The sequence below is a fragment of the Kosakonia quasisacchari genome (assembly GCF_004331415.1).
Lineage (GTDB): Bacteria > Pseudomonadota > Gammaproteobacteria > Enterobacterales > Enterobacteriaceae > Kosakonia > Kosakonia quasisacchari.
Window position 1 is genome coordinate 1 of sequence record NZ_SJOP01000037.1, and the last position, 22,134, is coordinate 22,134.

General features: G+C 47.6%; 19 protein-coding genes. 12 read left to right on the top strand and 7 right to left on the bottom strand.

From position 1 onward, the window contains the following. Positions 1-589: 589 nt before the first annotated feature. Positions 590-976 carry a hypothetical protein gene (locus tag E0L21_RS23805; protein ID WP_131413705.1) on the top strand — a complete coding sequence of 129 codons (387 nt, stop codon included), beginning with the start codon at positions 590-592 and terminating at the stop codon, positions 974-976. A gap of 403 nt (positions 977-1,379) precedes the next feature. Here E0L21_RS23805 and E0L21_RS23810 read toward each other — a convergent pair whose 3' ends face one another. Continuing rightward, complete coding sequence (locus E0L21_RS23810) at positions 1,380-2,324, bottom strand: GIY-YIG nuclease family protein (RefSeq protein WP_131413706.1); 945 nt, start codon at positions 2,322-2,324, stop codon at positions 1,380-1,382. A gap of 232 nt (positions 2,325-2,556) precedes the next feature. Between E0L21_RS23810 and E0L21_RS23815 the strand changes: the two genes are divergently transcribed. The 7 genes from E0L21_RS23815 (at position 2,557) to E0L21_RS23845 (ending at position 8,915) form a co-directional block, all read left to right on the top strand. Beyond that, on the top strand, positions 2,557-2,895 hold the full coding sequence (locus tag E0L21_RS23815; RefSeq protein ID WP_131413707.1) for a hypothetical protein: 339 nt from the start codon (positions 2,557-2,559) through the stop codon (positions 2,893-2,895). A 556-nt stretch (positions 2,896-3,451) separates the two neighbouring features. Then, the gene (locus E0L21_RS25510; RefSeq protein WP_407928694.1) at positions 3,452-3,940 is read left to right on the top strand and encodes a CPBP family intramembrane glutamic endopeptidase; all 489 of its coding nucleotides are present in this window, start codon (positions 3,452-3,454) and stop codon (positions 3,938-3,940) included. A gap of 1 nt (position 3,941) precedes the next feature. Next, positions 3,942-5,195, top strand: coding sequence for an HlyD family secretion protein (locus E0L21_RS23825; protein WP_131413709.1), 1,254 nt, complete (start codon positions 3,942-3,944; stop codon positions 5,193-5,195). After that, the gene (locus tag E0L21_RS23830) at positions 5,195-7,375 is read left to right on the top strand and encodes a peptidase domain-containing ABC transporter (protein ID WP_131413710.1); all 2,181 of its coding nucleotides are present in this window, start codon (positions 5,195-5,197) and stop codon (positions 7,373-7,375) included. The genes E0L21_RS23825 and E0L21_RS23830 overlap by 1 nt, the downstream gene beginning before the upstream one ends. A gap of 617 nt (positions 7,376-7,992) precedes the next feature. Then, positions 7,993-8,223 carry a type II toxin-antitoxin system VapB family antitoxin gene (gene vapB / locus E0L21_RS23835; RefSeq protein WP_131413711.1) on the top strand — a complete coding sequence of 77 codons (231 nt, stop codon included), beginning with the start codon at positions 7,993-7,995 and terminating at the stop codon, positions 8,221-8,223. Beyond that, the gene (locus E0L21_RS23840) at positions 8,220-8,636 is read left to right on the top strand and encodes a type II toxin-antitoxin system VapC family toxin (RefSeq protein WP_131413712.1); all 417 of its coding nucleotides are present in this window, start codon (positions 8,220-8,222) and stop codon (positions 8,634-8,636) included. Before vapB ends, E0L21_RS23840 begins: the two co-directional genes overlap by 4 nt. Before the next feature lie 75 nt (positions 8,637-8,711). Further along, a complete protein-coding gene (locus E0L21_RS23845) occupies positions 8,712-8,915 on the top strand; it encodes a DUF4225 domain-containing protein (protein WP_268886892.1) in 204 nt (67 codons plus the stop codon). Between the two features lie 24 nt (positions 8,916-8,939). On the opposite strand, the gene E0L21_RS23850 is transcribed toward E0L21_RS23845, so the two are convergent. Next, entirely contained in the window at positions 8,940-9,263 is a 324-nt protein-coding gene (locus E0L21_RS23850; protein ID WP_131413713.1) for a hypothetical protein, read from the bottom strand. Positions 9,264-9,692: 429 nt separating this feature from the next. Between E0L21_RS23850 and E0L21_RS23855 the strand changes: the two genes are divergently transcribed. Then, positions 9,693-13,691, top strand: a complete 3,999-nt coding sequence (locus tag E0L21_RS23855) for a hypothetical protein (RefSeq protein ID WP_131413714.1) — start codon at positions 9,693-9,695, stop codon at positions 13,689-13,691. Positions 13,692-13,951: 260 nt separating this feature from the next. On the opposite strand, the gene E0L21_RS23860 is transcribed toward E0L21_RS23855, so the two are convergent. The 3 genes from E0L21_RS23860 to repA all read right to left on the bottom strand — a co-directional run bounded on the left by E0L21_RS23860 (position 13,952) and on the right by repA (position 17,321). After that, complete coding sequence (locus E0L21_RS23860) at positions 13,952-14,782, bottom strand: hypothetical protein (RefSeq protein ID WP_131413715.1); 831 nt, start codon at positions 14,780-14,782, stop codon at positions 13,952-13,954. 178 nt (positions 14,783-14,960) lie between these two features. After that, entirely contained in the window at positions 14,961-15,725 is a 765-nt protein-coding gene (locus E0L21_RS23865) for a hypothetical protein (protein WP_235855290.1), read from the bottom strand. Positions 15,726-16,559: 834 nt separating this feature from the next. After that, a complete protein-coding gene (gene repA / locus E0L21_RS23870; protein WP_131413717.1) occupies positions 16,560-17,321 on the bottom strand; it encodes a plasmid replication initiator RepA in 762 nt (253 codons plus the stop codon). A gap of 370 nt (positions 17,322-17,691) precedes the next feature. On the opposite strand from repA, the gene E0L21_RS23875 reads away from it, so the two are divergent. After that, positions 17,692-18,198, top strand: coding sequence for an antirestriction protein ArdA (locus tag E0L21_RS23875; RefSeq protein WP_131413718.1), 507 nt, complete (start codon positions 17,692-17,694; stop codon positions 18,196-18,198). Positions 18,199-18,325: 127 nt separating this feature from the next. On the opposite strand, the gene E0L21_RS23880 is transcribed toward E0L21_RS23875, so the two are convergent. Further along, positions 18,326-18,571 (bottom strand): hypothetical protein, encoded by a 246-nt coding sequence (locus tag E0L21_RS23880; protein WP_131413719.1) that lies wholly within the window; start codon positions 18,569-18,571, stop codon positions 18,326-18,328. Between the two features lie 301 nt (positions 18,572-18,872). On the opposite strand from E0L21_RS23880, the gene E0L21_RS23885 reads away from it, so the two are divergent. Next, positions 18,873-21,116 (top strand): type VI secretion system Vgr family protein, encoded by a 2,244-nt coding sequence (locus E0L21_RS23885; protein ID WP_131413720.1) that lies wholly within the window; start codon positions 18,873-18,875, stop codon positions 21,114-21,116. 10 nt (positions 21,117-21,126) lie between these two features. Next, positions 21,127-21,489: a DUF3592 domain-containing protein gene (locus E0L21_RS23890; RefSeq protein WP_131413721.1), complete on the top strand. Its 363-nt coding sequence runs from the start codon at positions 21,127-21,129 to the stop codon at positions 21,487-21,489. Between the two features lie 53 nt (positions 21,490-21,542). Here E0L21_RS23890 and E0L21_RS23895 read toward each other — a convergent pair. Then, positions 21,543-22,134: IS3 family transposase (locus E0L21_RS23895; RefSeq protein ID WP_131413722.1), on the bottom strand; the 592-nt coding region annotated here is incomplete at its 5' end.

A 22,134-nucleotide genomic window follows, 5' to 3' on the forward strand; every position in this document is an offset into this window, starting at 1 on the left:
TTTGAGCACCTAACGTGTTTCGATACGCTCTAAGTCTGGGGGCAGGACTGGCAGTGCGTTATAGGGGGCGGGATGCCAACTCATATATTAAAAAAACAGGTGATCCACGATGCGAAGTCATTCCCATTACAGACCTGGATCAAAACGATTGTAAACATTCCCAGAACTGCACAGTATTACCTTCAGAAAGTGTAAAATGAGATTAATTATAAATTTACATAATATTACAAACATTCGCTTTTCACTCATATTTTGCACATGTAATAGTCAAACAGCACATTCTGCATAATTAAATTTAAGAGGGATTTTATGTCAAATATCATAGAGCTAACCTTAAATGAGATAGCTCAGGTAAGTGGTGGTGGCAATTCAGGAGATCATGAACACAATTATGGTCGCTCCCCGGATAACGGGTATTCAGGAGGAATTGGCTACGGTGCACAGGCTAACGGGCGACTGGGTAACACCGCAGCAAAAAATCAAGGCTTGGGTCAAGGTGATTGTTCGAATGGTGTAGCAGGTGGCCTTATCGGGGGCCTCACGACCGGCAATCCGATCGGTTTTGCAGGAGGCCTGATGGGAGGGGTTATTGCTGGCGGGTGTTTTAAAGGCTCAGATAACGGCAACTCCAGTAACCGGGGCGGTAGTAATTGCAGTGATGGCGGCTTCGGTGGAACCTGCCGGTAACCCAGTTGATTTATATAATATCAGAACCAGTCTGCTGGTTCTGATATGTTATATTAAGGTGATTGTGATGTGCGTTGAGAAAAAATGGCATTACTTTTATTTGTTTATATCATTTTTGGTGGTTCCTGTGCTGTATTTAAATTTAGGGATGGTGGTTTATTGGTTTTACAGCATACCAAAAATATTTTCTCTTATGATTTTATGGGTTGTTATTCCTGTAGGAACATATGTTTCAGTTAAATATTTAGCATTAACTTTCAGATATATCTTCAACATGGGAAAATTATAAAAAACGAAGCGAAATAAGAAGGGGGGATTTAACTCTCCAGTGAAAAAATTTCGATTGTTGGTTTTTAACTCATCAGGGTGAGTAGTTTATGGACTCAAAGTATGCATTATTTTTATTACATAATAAATTAACAATTTCTTTTAAGTGGTTGTAAGGATGAATAAAAGGCAATAAATGAGAGGGTTGATTTTTAAATAAATAAAAAATAGAGTTGCGTCCAGGATACTTTTTACTTAACAGAGGCTTACACATAGAAAATGAAGCATCGAATGTGAAATGGTGGGGAAAAACCATTGATATAATTTTATAGACAAATAAAAAATTGATGAATTGAATTTGCTGGCACCTTTTGATGGAAAGAACGGACATTGCTTGATTCGTTTATTTCAGTAAATATGCATCGTCACAACCATCCAACACTCTCTCTCCACTTATTATTGGTGATTTTATCATTTTCTATTATTTTTTTAGAAATAGAGCGTGGCTCCCTTCCAAGGTAATCAGATATTTCTGTTGGGGACATTTCAAAATCTACTAGCATGACTCTTAGTTTTTCCATCTCTTTTAAAGTCCAGGGTTTGCCATGGTTTTTATAAAGAGAAATCTTATATTCCCAAATGTCTCGCTTTTTCTGAGTTTTCTTTATCCTTTGAGAAATTTCACTTTCAAATTGTGAAAAGAACTCTTTACTAAAGTTGCTATCAGTCTCTTTAGTGTACAAGTTGCTAAAAATAAGTCGGGATGCCGAGTCAACATCGGGTGAATCAATAATAAAATCTCTAATCTTCTCTAAATAGGGGTGCTCAATTTTGCCTAAAATACTTAAGGATTTAACATTAAAAAAACCCCTCAAATCAAAAGATTTAATGAGTTTTGTCTGGATTACACTTTCAATTCTAGTTGCATTTGAATAACAGTAATTAGCCATTGGAAGAGCCCATACCCTCAGTTGAGGGATATACTTTTCAAGTGCAATGCTCTCCCAGGCGGCATCAAAATCCTGTTTTTTTGCTAATATATTCTTAGGTATATCAAAATGTAATGTGGTCGATGCCCATATTTTATAATCCTTTGCTAGTGACTTGTAGTATTTTATATGGTTGTGGATTTTATAAGTTGACATAAAAAGATATACGTCATCATTGTGACCTGCATTATAAATTGTTCGGTTTCCTCTCAGGTAACCTTCAAAATGTTCATTTATCCTTCTCCCAACATTACAACTCACCCCAACATAGACAACACGATTATAAAGCCCTTGATGAACGATAAGATAAACTCCACTACAGCCAGACTTCCTGGCATCTGATATAGAACCTAAATATCTCCATTCCATTTTAAAACCCATCTTTGTACTAAAAATTTTTATTTATCACTATTTGATTAAAATATCAATGTTATTATATATGGGCTAAATAGTTGTGATAATGTAAAAAACAATACTTTTTTGCCCGAGAAATGCGTATGGATGCCCGTCTTTACAATTACTTACAATAATCCATTTTTAATGACATTTTGCTTGTGGGATAACCAAATCGCACTTTGTGCAAAACACAAACACTCATACATAGAGGGATTTTATGTTAAGTATCAGAGAATTAAATTTGGAAGAAATTGCCATGGTCAGTGGTGGCAACGCAAACAGTAACTATGAGGGTGGCAGTTCCCGGGGAGGGAGCAGCAATCGATCAGGTTCTAGTCATTCATCCGGAAAAGATATTTATAGCGGCGTAGATTCTTGTGGCGCCGGAATATTTGGTGGCCTGGTTGCTGGCTCTCTTGGTGGACCTGCGGGAATGGCTTTAGGGATTGTTGGTGGGATGATCGGTGGTCAGTGCACCAAAGACAGTTTTAGCAGTAAAGGTGGCAATGGCAATAAAGATAAGTCGAACGATTTCGCCGGGCAATGTCATTGGTGATGAATAATTAATATTGTTACTTCCCACTGATATTACCTCACCTTTTAATATTGCATTATTATTCATGAGATAATGTTGTCTCAGTGGGATTTTATCTTGCATGTCAAAACAGGCGGCATAGTTAAAAATGATTCTTCTGAAGAAAATATTTTTTTATGTAACTTACTTAGGCCTGTTTCTCATTGGGTTTACGCTGTTAAAGTACGCTAAAGTACTTGATATGTATGTAGTATCCAGAAGTGAGTGGATTTCTAAATTCACGATTATGATCATCGTACTGATAGCTGTAACCCGGTGGGGAATTCGATTCTATCTTAGACTGACTGGATACGAGCATAATTTGATAATGAAAAATAATAAATAAGGGTTCGGTAATATTAGCACTATAGTCCTCATCGGAATATGTTGAAGTAATGATAATTTGAATTAAGGATGTAACGTGATCTTCAGGAAGAAATTGTTTGTATATTTTTCGCCCGTTCTTTTTTCTATCGGTATTACCGCACTACCTCTTCTGACGATAAAGTGGATTGGGTTGGAAAACTCATTGTACCTGATGTGCTTGCTAGAGTTCATTCTTGGACTGGTGGTCGCTGTTTTTATTTATAAGAACACCTGGCGGTTTGGCGATAAAGGAACATTTTTTAAATGTCTGTCCTTAATCTTCTTTATTCAATTAATTGTTTACGTTAAGAGGGACGCCAGTGTTGAGTCTGTTCAGTTTTCTGTAAGCCAAATAGTTCCATTTTTGTTTACTGCCTTAATTGTTCCTTTTTACGAGGAATGTATTTACAGGGGCTGCCTTGTTGATTTTTTTCATGGTTTATTTAAAAGTAACCTTGTAATTCCGGTAATGTTATCATCTGTTATTTTCAGTGGCATGCATACGCAGTATTCAGGCATCCTGGATTTCTCTGTGTTATTCATCGTATCTTTAATACTTTCTTTTGCAAGGTTTAAGTCTGGAAGCTTATTACCTTCCATGCTTCTGCATTCGTCAATGAATGCCTTTGTTCTTGTCCTAAACTTTGTAAGCTCAAAATAAAATGACCTTATTCAGAAGGGAAGCTGTAGAACACCAGAATGACACTGCGCTGGGTGAAATTATTATTCCTACATCTTCCGGAACATCATTAAGTGCGCTGCTGACACTCTGTTTACTGGTTCTGATTTTTATTTTCCTCTGCTGCAGCCAGTACACTCGTAAAGCCCACCTGTCTGGCATTATCATGCCTTCCTCAGGGCTGATAAAGGTTATTCCTCAATATTCCGGGTATGTCACAGCGCTGAAAACTGCTGAGGGACAGCGTGTGACCATCGGCAGCCCGCTCTATTATATCAGCGGCGAACATTACGATGGACAGGGGGCTGGTACGCTGGCGGCGTTACGCCTCTCGCTAAATACACAATATCAGATGCTTGAATCGCAACAGCGGCTAGAGACGCGCGATAACAGCCAGCAGCAGCAGGGGCTCCAGCAGCGACTTTCCTCTCTTCAGCCACAGCTTCAGAGCGCGCAGCAGCGCCTGACTCAGGCAGAGCAACAGGCACAACTTTCTGTCTCAGTGATGAACCGTTATCGCGACCTCGTTCCCCGTCACTATGTCTCAGATATTGAATATCAGCAGCGACAAATGGCCGTTTCTGCCGCGAATGAAAATGTTGAAGAGCAGCGACTGGTCCTGTTGCAACTCCGTACGGCTAAAGAGGCGGCAGAAGATGAGCTTCAGCATCTGATTACACTTGGGGAAAGCCGGAAGCAGGAGCTCGACCGGCAGCTTCAGGGGATCAGGCAGCAGCAGGTAGAACTGGCCAGCCAGGAAAATTTTATGCTAACGGCTCCGGTCTCCGGTACTGTTGCTGCCATCCTGGTCAAAGAAGGGCAACCCGTTCGTGCAACTGAACCGGTTATGACCCTTGTTCCCGATAATGCCCGTCTACAGGTCGAACTCTATGCTACCAGCCAGAACGCAGGGTTTATTCAGCCCGGGCAACGCGTGGCGCTTCGCTTCAGCGCGTTCCCTTACCAGAAGTTTGGCGTACAGTACGGCACCATTCGGGAAATCAGCCGTACCACACTGACACCTTCAGATTTGCTCTCCGTCTCCCCGGTAACCTGGAAAGAAAATGAGGGACACTACCGGGTTATTGTTGAGCCGGAGCAGACATTTATTAAAGCCTATGGCAGACAGGAGCCGCTGCGTCCGGGCATGACTCTTGAAGGAGACGTCAGTCTTGATACCCGTTATCTGTGGGAGTGGCTGACGGAACCGCTCTGGACTGTGAAAGGAAAACTGTAATGGAATCGCTGAACTGGAGCGGCAGAAAACGCCTGCCCGTGATACGTCAGGCTGAATCTGCAGAATGTGGGTTAGCCTGCCTGGCAATGATGGCCAGTTGGTACGGGCTTAACACCGATTTACCGACCCTGCGGGAACGATTTACGGTCAGCACACAGGGAATGACCCTGCAGAGACTGACGGAGTGCGCCTCAGGTCTCCGCTTGTCGTCACGAGCAGTCAGGCTGGAGTTGGGGGACCTAAAGTTGCTCGCGCTGCCGTGCATTCTCCACTGGAATATGAACCATTTTGTGGTTCTTCACAAAATCCGGGGAAACCAGCTCATCTTGCACGATCCTGAAAGAGGAAAGGTCATCCTTTCCTTTCAGGATGCAGGGAAACATTTTACTGGCGTGGCACTGGAGTTGACTCCCGCTGCGGACTTCACGCCCAGGGATGAACGGAAAAAAATTCACCTGCGCCAGCTGACTGGCAAAACCCCCGGGTTGGTGCCAGCAATGCTGCGCATTTTTATTTTCGCACTGGCGCTGGAAATTCTGGCGCTGGGTGCCCCCCTTCTTAATCAGCTGGTGATTGATGAGGTGCTGGTTACCGCTGACAGAAATCTCCTGACATTGGTTATCGCTGCATTGCTGTTGCTGACTCTGACACAGATGCTGCTCTCCTTGGCCCGGCAGTGGGCGACCATCACCTTGTCGGTAAACTTCAACATGCAGTGGACCGCCAGGGTCTTTCACCATCTGGTGCGGCTTCCCCTGTCCTGGTTTGACGCGCGAAGCCGGGGAAGTATTAATGCTCGTTTCAGTGCGGTGGACAGTATCCAGCACGCGCTGACTACCCAGGTGCTGGCGGGTGTTCTGGATGTACTGCTGGTGATCACCTCGCTTACGATGATGCTGCTGTACAGCCCGGGAATGACGCTGATTGCGGTTCTGGCAGCCGTCATCTACGGACTTCTTAGAGCTCTCTGGTATCCGTCACTGAAGCAATCTGCGGAGGACACATGGGATGCAGAAGCACGCGAATCCGGACATTTTCTCGAGACCCTGAGCGGTATTCTAAGCCTCAGGATCAACGGCGTTATGCCGCACCGGGAGGCCGCCTGGCTCAACCTCAATGTCGTTCGCAGAAATACGCAGTTACGCCAGAGCCGCCTGATGATGTGGTATGACATTGCGCACACCCTGACGGGCAGTGTGGTTACCGCAGTTATTCTCTGGAAAGGCGCGGGTGCGGTGCTGGACGGTTCCTTCACCGTAGGGATGCTGGTCGCTTATCTGGCCTATCAGGGACGCTTTTCTGGCAGCATCAGCAGCCTGACGGACACGTTTTTTTCCTGGCGTATGCTGGATATTTACAATACGCGCCTGGCGGATATTGTGCTGAGCCGGACAGAAGAACAACTTCATCAGCCCCTTCCGTCAGATGAGATCCATCGGGACTATTCCCCCGTTATCCGGGAATTCTCTCCGGGAGAGGTGGGACCTCCACTGACACTGGAAAGTGTTTCGTTTCGTCATAAAGGTTCAGGTGAGAAAATCATCAGCGATATATCGCTGGCGGTGAACCCCGGGGAAGTCGTGGCCATCACGGGAAAATCAGGTTGCGGCAAATCCACGTTGGTTAAACTTATTCTGGGGATCCACACTCCTGAAAGCGGCATGATCCGCACTTTTGGGGTGCCTCATACCCATCCACATTATTTTCAGATTCGTCAGCGAATTGGCACCGTTCTCCAGGAAGATCAGCTGTTTCGGGGTTCGATTGCTGACAATATCATTTTCTTCAACGAGGTGCGGGATCAGGAGCGAATGGCCTGGTGTGCGAGGATGGCGCTTATTGACGCTGATATCATGGCGATGCCGATGGGATACCAGACACTGATTGGCGAAACCGGGGGCACGCTATCTGGTGGTCAGAAACAGCGGATCTTGCTGGCGCGGGCACTGTACAAGAAGCCGGGATTTTTACTGCTTGATGAGGCGACCAGCCACCTGGATGTGGAGAGCGAAATCATCATTGGGCAGACACTTCGGGCCTCAGGTATTGCGGTTCTCCTGATAGCCCACCGCCAGGAAACGCTGGCCTCAGCCGATCGCATTCTATACATGGGAGAGGGCACATTCATTCAGCAGGCGTCAGGAACCGGAAGGTTACGGGTACACTCCCCCACGGAATAATGCGACAACATACGCAGCCTGTCAGTCACGGGCAGAACGATAGAATGTTTCTCATTCATTCTTACTGGCTTTTCCGTGGGTATAGACCCTTTTTAAGCAGCGGATGTAATTCGGCAGAAGAAGTGAGATGCCACCAGGCATCTTATCGGGTATCAGGGCGCTGTGATGCATTGATGTGAGCAATGTATTTCATGGCAACATTATTTTTAGTTACATCATCTGATGAGAAGCAAATACGATTCCAGGCCTCTGAGCAGTAGTGCCTTTCAGGCCAGGTAAGATACCTTCAATTACATTGAAGTCGCCTAGTACCGGGCTCGCCGTCACAGTTATCCTGGCGGCGTTGGTCAGGAGGCTTTCGAACAGGCCACGTCGTGAGGACCGGAAATGTCTACTGTACCGGGGGGTATTCCAACTATAGGGCAGGATCGTCTACCGGGATGGAGGCAGTCCATGGGCATACAGAAGGTGTATGGCAAAACGGTGCCGGAAACTCTATACGAGGTATACATATAACAGGGATATGTATATACTAAAAGGTAGCATATGCATAACATATCCATTTGCTGAGTATATGTGCGTAGTGCACATACAGGCCGACCGGCCAGGAGGAAATGATGAGAACTGTATCCATTTTTAAAAACGGTAATAACCGTGCCATCCGCCTGCCTCGCGATCTGGATTTTGAGGGGGTGAGCGAGCTGGAAATCGTCCGGGAAGGGGATCGCATCATCCTGCGTCCCGTCCGTCCGACCTGGGGCTCGTTCGGCCAGCTGGAAAAGGCCGATCCGGATTTTATGGCGGAGCGCGAGGACGTTGTCAGCGACGAGGGACGATTTGATCTGTGAATAAAACTTATATGCTGGACACCAATATCTGCTCGTTCATCATGCGCGAGCAGCCGGAAGCTGTCATTAATCGCCTGGAGCAGGCGGTAATGCGCAACCACCGTATCGTGGTGTCAGCCATCACTTATGCAGAGATGCGTTTTGGTGCGATCGGCAAAAAGGCCTCACCCCGTCATGATCAGCTGGTCGACGCGTTCTGTGCACGTCTCGATGCCGTCCTTTCCTGGGACCGGGCGGCAGTTGACGCCACCACTGAGATCAAGGCGTCACTGGCTGCGGCTGGCACGCCGATTGGCCCTAACGACACGGCGATTGCAGGTCATGCTGTGTCGGTGGGCGCGATTCTGGTGACGAATAATGTTAGAGAGTTTGAGAGGGTTCCGGGCCTGAAGCTTGAGGACTGGGTAAAGTAACGGGGAAGCCTACTATTCTTGGGGGATTATCCGTTGTTCAGCTATATTCGTCGTTCTCATTTTTGATATGACCGAATGGCTCAATTGGTCGATCTCAGTACGTCCTATTACGGCATGTTCAAACTGACACTAAAGCCCGATGCGTGGCGACTGTACCTATATCCCGCTCCGGACTTTATGAGACAGGTATCCACTATGAGCCGGACCGCACTGGCCATTAAAGGCGCCGGGGCAACATGGAAAGGTGCAAAAATTGGCCATACCCTGTACCAGCTGTAGAATGACGAAAAACAGCAGTGATATTTATCTACCTTTCATCACTTTATGCGCTTTCCAGGAGAGGCCTGGCGGTATCAGAAACCAGACCGCAATAACACCAAAGATTGCGACAGGTAAGTAATACAGCAGCAGCGAAGGCGGATAGAAGACGGGAAGGAAAATCAGCGGAGCCAGAATAAGAATCAGACAAATAACCCCGGCGTAAAAACGCTTGCTCAGATCATCCACCAGTGTTGAAAGCGTTTCGCTGGCATTTTCATCCCTGGTCAATACTTCCTTCAGACGAGATAAGTTCTTTTTCGAGAAGCCATTATTCAGCAGATCTTTTTCTGTCAATTCATTGGCCACATGATCTCCTTTATTCATGGCTGCTATGTTATGAACATAATACCTTTAAGGGACGGTTTTCTTAAACAGCACCTTAACCGGCTTTACCCTTTCAGTGAGTTAAAAGCTGTTTCGCCTTACACCTTGTTTAGCAGCTTATGACCCTCCGCTTCACCTTTCATGCCAGTATCAATCCTGAGTAGTTACAAGGATTTGACTCTGAATGAATAAAGCAAGCGGCGCGATGGTTAACCCATTCCCCATTGGTTAACAGGATATAGTAATCGGTGGCGTAATGACTTATATCGTTGGCGCAGAGGAATGCTAACAGGGGAGGCAATATTATTGAGCCTAAGTGATACACTAACGCTCGCAGAAGAAGGTTATAAGTACTCACACTCTGACCACATATTAGATGCCTGCCTGGCTCGTTGATAGAGATAGCAATCAATGGAAATTGAAGAGAATGAGGACGAGGAATTCGAATCGGACGGTTTAGCCGGTTCCGGTTCCCAGGCACTCGCTGGATACGATTATCAAATTGATGTCTCCATCTGGTTGGCTATTGACCTGATGCTCAACTCTAACCTGACCCAGTCAATCGAACTTGAGCCTGGCAGCGAGGAAGATCTTGAAGCAATACTTGCGGACGATGAGCCGGGACGTGTGGTGACGCGTGTTGGGCTTAATGGTTACACCCTCGTCGTGCAGGTAAAGCTTCGCAACGGGGATGCATGGACTGTTAACGGCATCGTCCGCCTTCTGAACCATGGAAGTGCAACCCGATTATCGGCTGCGAAAAGACTGGCTGATCCTTCCGTGCGCTATCTCCTTGTAACAAGTGCGGCGTTAAACGGTAAAACACGAGATTTGAGCGTGAATCGCGCCGGGAATTGGCCGAGAGAAGGGAGGATGTCCGCTTCAGTCGTGAAAGCGCTGCCAGCAGGTGCGGCGGGACGTGTCGCCATTATCGGTAATATGGATGAGAAGCACCTGGTTCTTGATATACAGCGAATACTTATTGATCGCTTTGGCGTGCCAAACTCGCGCTGGGTCGAGTGTTTAAAGTTTCTTCGCCATGAGGCATGGTTGCGCGTCCGGCATGTTGGCGAAGGCCGATGGCGGCGGGAGGATCTCGCCCAGATTATCAAAAACCATGGCGGTTATCTCGCCAGTACGCCTCAACTCGATGAATATGTGCATCCCAGAAACTGGCATGAATTGCGTGCGACTATTGGATCGCCAAAGTATGCCGCAATTATCATCGGGCAATCGGGAACAGGAAAAACGCTCGCGACGGACAAACTCTATGAGGAACTTCGCCGGGAAATGCCCGGGTTAACCCGCGTACGTATTACCAATGGACCGCAACAATTACGCAATGATCGGACGTCTCCACCTGTTTTATACGATATCGAAGACCCCTGGGGCCGCTATAACTTCGACCCCACTAGTCGTCCCTGGAACGATCAACTGGCGGATTGCCTGTCAAAGGCTCGCGCTGACCGCATTATCATCGCTACGAGCAGGAAAGACGTAGCGATGGCATCTGGCGCGATGAAGTCTGTCGAACCGTGGATAGTCCCGCTTGAAGCGGAAAATTATGGCAAGCCTGAGCGTCAGCGGCTGTATCGTTCAAGAATCAAAACGCTGCCGCGAGACATTCAACCGCTTGCGACCGATTCAGAATGGCAGGTGCTTGAGAAGTTAGCGACACCACTCGAAATCGAGAAGTTTTTCGACGCCCTTCGAACCATGGGGCCTCTAAAGAGGGATCAGGAACAGCGCTTTATCAGAAAGGCGATAGCCCGGGCCTATGAGAAATCAATTGAAGACACTGTGGTGCTGCAGATTGAGGAGCGGGGCGATGTTCATGCTGCTGCCGTCATCTGGGCATTTCTCAAAGCGAGCGATCGCCTCTCGCTTGAGGCTCTACGCAACCTGGAACCGGAGCTTGCTTGTCATCACCAGGCTCTGGAGAAAGGGGTAACTCCATTAGTTGATTTCTTTGTCGCCGCACGTAATCTGCGTTCCGGGGCGGGACATGTGTCGTACTACCACCCCCGGGTGGAGGCTGGCGTGGAGCGTGCACTCAGGCTTTCTGCGGTTCCTGTATCGCTGACACTGCGCGCACTCGTTGATGTCCTGACAGAGGAAGAGGCGGAAGCATGGGGTGCAGGGGTTGCAACGCGCATCGTCGCGGCTGTAAAGCGTTTACCGGAACTAACACTCAGACTGTCACCCAAAGCAGCAGCCAGGATTGATAGTTGGTTATCAGAACAGCTAAAAGATCCTGACTGCGACGTGAACGAGTATCTGAAGCTTGCTAAAGCCGCAGGATCGCCAGCGTGTAATGGTGCGGAGTTCGCTCGCTTTATCCTGCACCGGCCTGACAAAGACTTTGGTGGAGAAATAATGTGGGGATGTCCTGATCATGCAGATGCCTGGTATGAACGCCTGCGTGCAGACCCAGCAATTGCGACGATTGCAGGGCGTTTTATCCGTGAGGTATTACCGGATGATCGTACACATTACGGCAGGTCTTTTGTCTCCGATCTTGAACGTCTGGCTCCTGACCTTACTCCGGCCTATCTCGAGGCTGCAAAAACTATCGTTCACTCAGGATTCATCGAATCGGCTGAAGTTGTTGCAGCCGGAGCCGTGCGCGACCTTGATGGATTCGCGCCCATTGTTGACAGCGCGGTGAAAAACATCATCTCTACCAGCGAACAACACCATAGGGCAAACGAGATTCAACTCTCTATCGTGAACGAGGTATACAACGATGACTATGCTCAGTTTATGTCCGAAAATGATGAGGGTTATACCGCGTCGGAACTCCTTCGGGTTTATGCCAATAGCCTCCGTATAGAGCGAGGCTGGATGAGCCTGGCGAAGCATCCCCACGCTGCAGCACTTCTCTACTACTGGATGCACTCTTTAATTAATAGCACCAAAGAAGCGCCCCCGTCGGACGATGAAATAGCGGGAGCCTTCGATGCCGCATTCGGTGGAGAGGAGGAAGTACACTTATGGGCTGTACTCAAGCAACACTGGGATAATCGCTATCGTGAGCGGCTTATAGATAGACTAATAAAGGGGACGACGCTGAAGGAGGTGCGCTGTGCTGCGCTGGAGTGTTTCCTTCAAAATATACCCGACGAGTTATCAAATATTACTCATAAGCTTCGTCAGTCGGACAACAATGAGCGCGTCGTAGAACTCATGATTGACCTTGCAGAGATCCTCCGTGACCGCAGGGGTATGGTTCGAGATATAGCTAATCCCGTTATTCTGGCTACCCTGAAAGGCCTTGAGCCAGTCCTTCAGGAATTATGTAATGCAGCAAACAGAACCTCTGGCAAGGAGCTACCGCCGTTATCTTTGGACGCACTCAGTTTGCTGGATAAACCTGCTTTTGTCAGTGTGAGTGTGCGTAAATTACGTATCAGCAGGCATCAGGAGTTTTCAGCAACAATTCGTGCCGACATCGAGTGGACACTTTCACATAGTGACGATCGCGACACGTGCGTCGAGGCAATAGACGCCGCGATATCATTAGGTTTTGAAGATATTGCTGAAAATGCTCTGGGTCACCGGTTCGCCCATGTCGTAGCTAGAGCGCTCGCTTTTATCGGAGAAAAAGTTTCGGTGCCTCTGCCAGCGAAATTGCTCGCTCTGGTCGAGGCAAAGGGCAGTCCTGTGCGAAAAGCGTTAGTTCGTCTGCTTGCCGGCAGGCCTCACCATGATCATCTTCCTGTGCTGTTACGCCTTGCACAGGATCAATGGTCTTCATCCACATTTGATTATGGCAGGAGAGATAACTTCCCCATTGCCCGCGCGGCTGTTGAAGCGATCAGAGCACTGCCATCCTTGCAGCCAGCTACCCTTGAACAACTGCTGGATATTGCTGTTATGACTTCAGACCAACAGGTTCGTGAAGAACTGTTTGAAATCATCACTGAACAGGGTGGTCAGCGCTTCCAGGAGCGAATTTTTGAGCTTGCTGTGACACCGGGTCGTAATGAGGTCAGCGTCAGGGCTGCCCATGCAATGTTGGTTAGAGCGGAGGTGCTGGAGTCCTCAGTGGTAGAGATGATTACTCCAGATCTTTTGCTAACCCGGGAGCCATCAATTGCTTCCCGACTAACCTTGATTGTTGCCTGTCGAGCGCCGCTCCCAGAAAGGCTGCAAATAGCACGCAAAATCTCGGAAAACCTGGATCGGCGAGCGCTGCTGCTTCTTATGTTATGGCCCTACATTGGAAATTGCGCGTCCTCAATTTCGGCTATCAGGCCACTCCTTCCCTCTGGACATCCCTCGCTCAGGTGGGTAGAGACCGGGCCGACCGATCGCGCTGAGGATGACCTTATCGCAGATCTGGGTGAGCCTGCCATATGTCAGGAGATACTGGCATGGATGAATCCACAAGAGGAGAAAGCAAGGTAAGCAACTCTTTTTATCTATAACCCACTGTTAAGCTGTAAAAAAATGCTTTACTCAGAGTAGCATTGACAGGAATGCAGGACACAACAATGTATAGAAATATGCGTATGCCTGATACCAGATATGGCAGGGATAGCCTTACGACTAACCGTAGGATATTTTTGCATAAATGCTTTTAAGGAGGCGCTCCTGGCCTGCTACCCGTAGCAGATAGCGCCATTGAAGCAGGTTACTTACCTGTGGATTTTTTATATGTCCCCAATTTACCAGCCCCTGTTAATAACATTATCCTGAAAATGGCTCAGGTAATTAAATCTCCTGACTGCATCAACTTCCTGATTGGCGATATCAGAAGAGTACATAACTGTCGTATATACATCTAAATCGGTATTGGTATTGATAAATTGCGTAAACCTTGATTTAACATATATAATACCGTCAAGCCTTCCGTCTCTTATCTTTTTCAAAATGTGACGGCGGAATTCCTCTATCTCCTGCCGTAGCGCTTCAGAAACAATTTCAACTGCTTCATTAGGATCATTTAAAACAAGCAAATTCTGTATTTCTTTTCCTGGTTCAAGATTGAAAGCGACACAACCATTACCCCGGGCGGTTACCTGAGCGCATCCAGAACTCAGTTGTTTCTCAAAGTTAGCTGAGGAGTTAATTGTCTTGCATGCGATATACCACTCACCAAAAGGGGCGTCTAGTATAATATCAGGCTCACCTAACCTGACTTTATAACCGTGAGCTTTCAAATATTGGAAGAACTCCAGCTCAAATAATGCATCCTTCCCACGTGATGGCTCTGGAGAGGATGGATCTAAAACTGAACCTGCGATTCTTTGTAATGGTTCACGCAGATCTGCTTCGTCTTTGCAATCATAGACCGCGCTCAGAACACGTTTTGCATGACAAAGTTTCAGCATAACTTCACTATCTTTATTTTTATTAATTTCTGTGGCCATACTGCAAATAGTTATCATTTTATTGAAATCACTATTTAAAGACAGCCTTATTGAAAGCTTTTCACAGATTTTTAATACTTCTCGTGACAGCATCTCCATATTTTCGTACGAGGTCACAACATGCATAATTATTCCTTTTTAATATTTATAATTTTTGTTGTTACTATCAATTTTCTTTCCGGCACTGGTGTGTCACATGTTTTACTGTCTTAAAAATCTGATGAGCAGTTCCACTATATATTTGTAAGCGCAATGGAACAACCACATCTGAGCCCCGGGATGCCACCTTAAACCGGAATTGACTTTACATGCGCATTTGATGCCTCGTTGCCCGTATCCTGGCTTTCCTTAACTTACTCAGTGCCAGGAAATCCCACCCAGGCTTAACTTCAGCTACACCAAGAGTTTTATAGACAGGTAAACTAATCTGGGGGAAAGGAAGTATTCTTCTTTGCCCTGAGTAACATACCGCCCATACATTAAACGGTCTCAGTTGAATCAGCGTCAGTTCAGAGACTGGAACACTTGGGGTTTCTGCTACCCATGCCAGCATAGTTCTACGGTATCGCTTGAAAAGTTCAATACGGTTTTTTCCTTCTAAGGCAATGTAGAGTGGTAAAATTTTCGGACGATAATAATATTGAGTCGAATGAGTATCACTTTCCGCAATGAATTTATCAGACGCATTCATTACATCCTCGGGGAAAATATCAGCATAACCACCGTCAAACGCATGTCTATAGTCTCTGTATTTGCCTGACACAACCAGTTGCGGGTTGATTTGACATTTTTTGTATTCTCCGCGATTAATATCGATTACGCAGATGAAGGGAAGCGCCTCATTGGCAAAATCACTAGGGCATATGGCACTGGCAGTACGGTACTTATTTATTTTATTCGGCTCGTACAGTCCACTAAAGCCGCGGAATCTCCTGATAAGGGGGCTTTGAACGTAGGAGGTTTTGTTTGAAGCATCCAGGTCATCTTTAAATCTCACGAAGTCAGCACATACCCGAACCAGCTTATCATTCCAGTCCTGCAACTCATTTTTGATCGCATTCTCGGTCATTTTTCTCATATTCCAGACATCAACGGTGTAAGGGGAAGCAGCTAAAAGCAAATTAGATGTAACTCTTATAACTTGCCAGTACAAAAAAGAGAAATCTGGTTCGTGATCTGCACCACAGCGGATGTTTTCCTGATCGCTTCTTACTCTTCCAATTCCCGATTATTGCGTACAAATCCAGGCATTTTAAATGACTGAGTATTAATTCTGCTCCATCGTCCGTCTTGTCCCGGTGGTCCGTTAAGGTGGCCCGCGGTGAAAGTGGCACCAATCAGCAGGACGCCTCTGCCAGGTTAATCTGCACGGAACTCAATAAACTGTACCAACGATCATTCCGCAAGGGTACCGGAGTGGAGCAACCGACACAGTGAGTAACATGATCGTCCGCGACATAGCGGCTAAAATTTTTGGTCATATCTTCCTCAGGGGCTGATGGCAACGTTGTTGCTGGGTGTGAACACAGCCGGGTCCCATCACATGCGGCTGGGATAAACAAATTATTGAGTGATCTCACCGTTAGTTAGCCGCAAATAAAGAGACGTCTTCCGGGATTGTCCCCGTTATCCACCGATTTTATCCAGTGAATGAAGGATCCCTTATGAATAAGGTAAGGACGAAGTCCTTACTATATTGCGCGCAACCTGAAAACAATTGCGCTAAATGGTGGTTCCTTATTTGCAGATAACTGTGGATTATAAAAAATAGTCGCGAAAATGGTGTACCACATGGCCACCGTCAGAAAAAATCGCGAGAAATAGCGTGATAAAGTTAGTTAATACAAAATGAAGGACGTGTGTGTCCCTACGCAGCGAAGCGGAGAGTCAAAAAAGAGGCAGTCTAAAGTGGGGGAGATGTTTCCGGCGGCTCAAGGCTGACCAGTCCAAGTCTGTACAGTTGCGCCCATACCATTTTTTCAAACTGCTTTGACGTCATGTGGCCAGGATCGCCTTTAAGGCTACGTAGCAGCCCTTCAGATACCTGCCGCTTACGCTCATCAAATGGCAGTGCTATCAGCTTCCTGCGTTGTTTTCCTTCAACAGCATGAGTCCTGCGCGCCAAAATCGTTTGGATCCGGCAGCGTGCATACCAGCGGCTGCGGGCTGCCTTAAGACTGATTGTTTCCCCGGGTGCCAGCATGCCATCCTCAATGGCTGCTCGCCGTTCGGCCTGTTCGGCCCGAAGTTTATCCATATCGATTCCGGTCAGTCGCCAGCCAGCCTCTGTCAGGATGACGTGTTTGGGGAAACGGCACTTGCTGTCGATATCCCACTCAGATTGCGGAACGTGGATGAAGCCAAAATCTGCCAGTTCGGTGACAAGACGGGAAACGCGACTGACGGTTACTGCCTGTTCCTGAATTACCTTACCTTTGCTATCTTTCGGGCTCAGTTCTTCCGCCAGTTTCGTTATATTAATGGTCACGATATCTGTAGCCAGATCCACTTTGTTAATAAAAAGAATGAATAATGCGTCAATCAGCCGACGGCGCAGGTAACGGAAAGCACGTTTGCGGCGGGTGTAGGGGCGCAGGAAGGTAAAAAGCGGATCGGCTGATACATGCCGGCGAATAATCCACTGGCTGGTCGACACAGCAGGCAGATAAAGCTCCGTTGTTTCTGACCACCAAACAGCGTTCCATCTATTCTCGTTACCTGAAGCGGAAAGGGCATAAAACCGGTACCGTGCGGCCTGCGGCTAACGCCGTGCCTCAACTCTAGCCCGACCGCTTCGAATGCAAGGGTGCACTTCGCCGCCATCCTCGCCCGGTCGCAGTCTCTTTTATGATGCTTGTCGCCGTTCTTCCCGTCGTTCTCTCGCTCAATTTTCGCTCGAAAACCGTCCAGACCGGCTTCACTTTTTCCTGCGCTGCGGCCTCCGGTGTCGCCCGTTGCATTCTCCGCTTTTCGTCGGGCTGTCGTGTCGGCACGGCGTAAGCCGGAACACAGATGACATTGACCATGGAGGATCTATGATGGGCACGACAACCACACCTGCTGTATATGTTGGCACTTACCATAAGTACAACTGCGGTAGTATTTTCGGAAAATGGTTTGATCTGACCGATTTCGATAGCAAAGATGATTTTTATGCAGCGTGTCATGCACTGCACGCGGATGAAGACGATCCGGAATTTATGTTTCAGGACTGGGAGGGTATTCCATCGGCTTTCGGCGGTGAAAGTTATATCGACTGGGATTTTATCGATGCGTATAAACGCGCCTTTGCTGACGGGATGGAGCAGGCATTTATTGTCTGGTCAGATTATTTTGACGACTGCGATTATGACCTGTTTCAGGACGCCTGGTGTGGTAAGGCCGGGAGTGAAGAGGATTACGCTCGCGAGCTGGCAGAGGAGTGCGGCCTGCTTCAGGATGTGCCTGAATCATTACGGGGTTACTTTGATTTCGAGGCGTTTGCCCGCGATATGTTCATGAATGACTTTGTGTTCCTTGAGGGCTACGTGTTCAGGCATTAACAACAAGGCAGGGGAAACCCTGCCCGTTTTTAGCTCATCAGCCTTACGATCTACCACACGGTCTAGCTGCCGAAGGTGAACAATGAACATATCAGCGACTGTGCATTGCCGCAGAGCGTATTCCGGATCACAGTGTTGAAGCTATTTTCTTTATAAACCCCTTTCCAAAATACAATCTGTGTGTGCTTTTAATTGTTTCTATTTCGCTTTCATCTAACTCAACGTTTGTTGCATATTGCTCCCATCGGGAAACGGTATCACACACTTCTTTGATGATCTTTTTGATTTCTTTGGGTGTCAGGCTCTGAATTTTTTTATCGACAGCGATCAGGTTTTCTGGCTCAAAAACATCGCGCTTTTCATTTACTGACATGTGGTGGGAGCTGACCCAATTGCTGTCTGCTCATTGTTCGCGTTTCTTTAAACCCTGATGTGTTAATTCCCGTGCGGGATTAGGAATTGTCTGTAAATAAGCCGTGACGGTTCAGGAAAACGCAGAAAGCTGTTTTCCAGTCAATTCACAATTGTAAGATAGCCATCTTGCTTTTGCGTTTCACAATATTAGCCAGAACTCGAATACCACGGCGGTGTCTGGTTCGGCATATTGACACTCACTCTGACGATGGACAGTTCAGCCATATGGCAGACGGTAAATCGTTCCACGGAGAAGATAAATGTTTGATCGCATTACGGTAACCCCTCCCGCTGGCGCTGAATCGCTATTGTTCTGGAAACTGAATGGTACGGAAGTGATGTCCCGTTCATTTACACTGAATGTGACCATGCTGAGCCAGGATGACCGTATTGATCGCAAAGCATTACTGGGAAAACCCCTGACTGTCACTGTACCGACGCAAAGTGTGCAACCGCGTTATTTCAACGGCAAAATAACAGAAGTAAACCTTCAGAATACTGAGCTGAACGGCGTTCGTTACGCGGTCTATCTTCTCAAAATTGAATCCGACTTATGGCCACTGCTGCGCGACCGGAATCAGCGAATTTTTCAGAGCCAGCGTGTACCCGATATTATCAAGACCATTCTGGCTGAATATGGCGTCAGAACGGAAGATAAACTTACCGGCGAATACCGTATCTGGGAATACTGTGTTCAGTATCAGGAAAGCAGCTACAACTTTATTTCCCGCCTGATGGAGCTGGAAGGGATATATTTCTTTTTCCGGCATGAGGCGGACTCTCATACGCTTGTGCTGATGGATGCGGCCGAGAATCATCATTCGGTAAGTGGCTATGAGGTCATCCCATATCACTCCAGCCTTTCGGGAGGAACAACCAGCGAAGAAGGTATAGGTCAGTGGGCTATCAGTGAGCGGGTAACCCCGGGTCTCTACAGCATTGATGACTACGATTTCCGTAAGCCCAATGCCTGGATGTTCCAGGCCCGTCAGAACCCATCGTCCCCATTACCGGGACAGATCGATTATTACGAATGGCCGGGCCGCTTTGTTGATCACCAGCACGGTGAATTTTATGCCCGTATCCGGCAGGAAGAATGGCAGGCCGAGCAGCAACGCATCGATGCCTCCGGCACTGCGCTGGGCATAACACCCGGGTATACATTTACTCTTGAGAACCCGTCAGATACAGACAAAAGCGGTGAGTATCTTGTCGTCAGTGCAGGCTACACCCTGGAAGAGAACAGTTACGCCAGTGGCAGCATGACCGACAGTGTTCATCAAATTAATTGTGTGGTCATTCCAGCAAAGACTACCTTTCGTTCCGCACAACGGACAGAATGGCCACGTACGCACGGGCCGCAAACAGCGCGTGTAGTCGGTCCACAGGGCGAATCTATATGGACTGATCGATATGGCAGGGTAAAAGTAAAATTCCACTGGGACCGACAGGCTAAAGGTGATGACACCAGTTCATGCTGGGTGAGGGTTTCAAGCGCATGGGCTGGCCAGGGTTTTGGTGGCATGCAGATCCCCCGCGTGGGTGACGAAGTGGTTATCGATTTTATCAACGGGGATCCTGACCGACCAATTATTACTGGCCGTGTCTACAATGAAGCGAGTATGCCACCGTGGGAGCTGCCTGCCGCCGCCACGGTGATGGGCTTTATGACCCGGAGTAAAGACGGTCACAAAGATAATGCCAGTTACCTTTTTTTTGAGGACAGTCCCGGACGTGAGCTTATCGATCTGCACTCAGAAAAAGATATGGTTGTATCCGTTGAAAACGATCAGAGCGTCAGTATTGATGGCAGTCGCATAACTACCATTAAAAAAGAACAGACTGATGACGTAACCGGTGATGCGAGCTTCCATTACCATCAGAAACGAACAACAAACGTTGATAATGGCGAGCACACCACCATACAGAATGGGCGAACGTTAAAGATCCTTGATGGCGGAGATTCGGTTGAGGTGACCAGTTATCGCGATACAACGATCAATGGCAGGGATTCACATCACGTAACGGGGAAACTGACGGAAACCTATGATCAGGGACAGGAAACGACCATCGGTGCTGGTGGCCGAGCCGAAACGATACACGACGGGGTGGTGATTAACGTTAACAGCGGCAACTGGACGCATAATGTCAACGACGGCACGATTACGATATTCAGTCCGCAGGATATTACTCTGCGCAGCACCACGAAAATCAACCTCGACGCGCCCAACATTAAAAGTAAGGCAAAGGCACATAATGAAAGCTTTACCGGCAACTCTTTCAGCATGACTGGTCTGTCAGAAAGTTTCACCGGTGCTTCTTTTGGCTTTACAACAACAGCCATAAGCACCTCAGTGATGAGTATCTCAGCAGGGGCGTTTTCGATCAAAAACAAACCATTCGAGCTTAAACGTCACGACAATAAAATTCAGTTTGTAAGCGGGGCGGAGACAACTTTATCCGGGCTCCGGACTTTTTTTGGCACGTTAACCACATTTATTTAAGAAGATGAAAATGGCAAATTTCGCGATGTGGGGCCTGATTGTTGCCATCACTGTTATTACGGTGGTGGTCATTATCGGTATTCGCAATTCCATCGTCTCAGCGCGCATCAATGAGGCGATAAAGAAGGAGGGAACTGAAACCTCCGCACTGATCGTTGACGCGTCTCAGCACCGAAATCAGAACGCTGAAGGCCGGCTATCCCTGAACCTGACAATTGAATTCACCGCCGGAACGGAAAAGGTTGTGGCCAGGAAAGATGTGGTGGTCAAAATATTCGATGCCGATGAATTTAAACCGGGGCAGCGAGTAACAATCCGCTATAAAAATGATGACCCGTCACAAATTGTGGTGCTGGGGAATGCTAGCAATTAAGAGGGTGACCCTGACCCCGAATATGATCCAGTCGTAATCAGGAATAACCGGCTTCATGTTGGCTGCATATTCTGCCAACCGGCAGACTTCTCAGCGAATTCGGATGGCGTCATCCAGCCCAGTGCAGAATGGGGACGTCTCTGATTATAGTGTATGCGCCAGGCCTCGATTTTGCACCGTGCATCCTCCAGGGACATGAACCAGTTCTCGTTCAGGCACTCCTGGCGCAGCCTGCCGTTGAACGACTCCACCGTGGCATTGTCCGTCGGTGTTCCCGGCCGGGAAAAGTCTATACGGATCCCCCGTTCATACACCCACTTGTCCAGCATTTTCCCTGCAAATTCAGAGCCGTTATCGGTTTTCAGCAACTGTGGTAAGGGACGTCTGAGCGCAATGGTGTTCAGCATCTCTGCGACCTCCGTTGAGCGCAGATTCTGGCCCACGCAGATCCCCAGACATTCGCGTGTGAACAAATCGATAACCGTCAGCAGACGCAGCCGGCGGCCGTCAAACAGCGCATCGGAGACAAAATCCATGCCCCAGACATGGTTCGGATACAGCCCCTGAGGCTGTGGCTGTCGCCGCTGTGCCGATTTATTGCGATGGGGACGTTTGAGACGCAGGGACAGGCCCTGCTCGCGGTAA

What these genes read in the sequence shown, in the direction of transcription:
- E0L21_RS23875 (WP_131413718.1), top strand. Translation starts at nt 17,692, where the DNA reads ATGATGGGCACGACAACCACACCTGCTGTATATGTTGGCACTTACCAT.
- E0L21_RS23860 (WP_131413715.1), bottom strand. Translation starts at nt 14,782, where the DNA reads ATGCATGTTGTGACCTCGTACGAAAATATGGAGATGCTGTCACGAGAA.
- vapB (WP_131413711.1), top strand. Translation starts at nt 7,993, where the DNA reads ATGAGAACTGTATCCATTTTTAAAAACGGTAATAACCGTGCCATCCGC.
- E0L21_RS23890 (WP_131413721.1), top strand. Translation starts at nt 21,127, where the DNA reads ATGGCAAATTTCGCGATGTGGGGCCTGATTGTTGCCATCACTGTTATT.
- E0L21_RS23810 (WP_131413706.1), bottom strand. Translation starts at nt 2,324, where the DNA reads ATGGGTTTTAAAATGGAATGGAGATATTTAGGTTCTATATCAGATGCC.
- E0L21_RS25510 (WP_407928694.1), top strand. Translation starts at nt 3,452, where the DNA reads ATGTGCTTGCTAGAGTTCATTCTTGGACTGGTGGTCGCTGTTTTTATT.
- E0L21_RS23880 (WP_131413719.1), bottom strand. Translation starts at nt 18,571, where the DNA reads ATGTCAGTAAATGAAAAGCGCGATGTTTTTGAGCCAGAAAACCTGATC.
- E0L21_RS23885 (WP_131413720.1), top strand. Translation starts at nt 18,873, where the DNA reads ATGTTTGATCGCATTACGGTAACCCCTCCCGCTGGCGCTGAATCGCTA.
- E0L21_RS23825 (WP_131413709.1), top strand. Translation starts at nt 3,942, where the DNA reads ATGACCTTATTCAGAAGGGAAGCTGTAGAACACCAGAATGACACTGCG.
- E0L21_RS23865 (WP_235855290.1), bottom strand. Translation starts at nt 15,725, where the DNA reads ATGACCGAGAATGCGATCAAAAATGAGTTGCAGGACTGGAATGATAAG.
- E0L21_RS23845 (WP_268886892.1), top strand. Translation starts at nt 8,712, where the DNA reads ATGGCTCAATTGGTCGATCTCAGTACGTCCTATTACGGCATGTTCAAA.
- E0L21_RS23830 (WP_131413710.1), top strand. Translation starts at nt 5,195, where the DNA reads ATGGAATCGCTGAACTGGAGCGGCAGAAAACGCCTGCCCGTGATACGT.
- E0L21_RS23815 (WP_131413707.1), top strand. Translation starts at nt 2,557, where the DNA reads ATGTTAAGTATCAGAGAATTAAATTTGGAAGAAATTGCCATGGTCAGT.
- E0L21_RS23855 (WP_131413714.1), top strand. Translation starts at nt 9,693, where the DNA reads ATGGAAATTGAAGAGAATGAGGACGAGGAATTCGAATCGGACGGTTTA.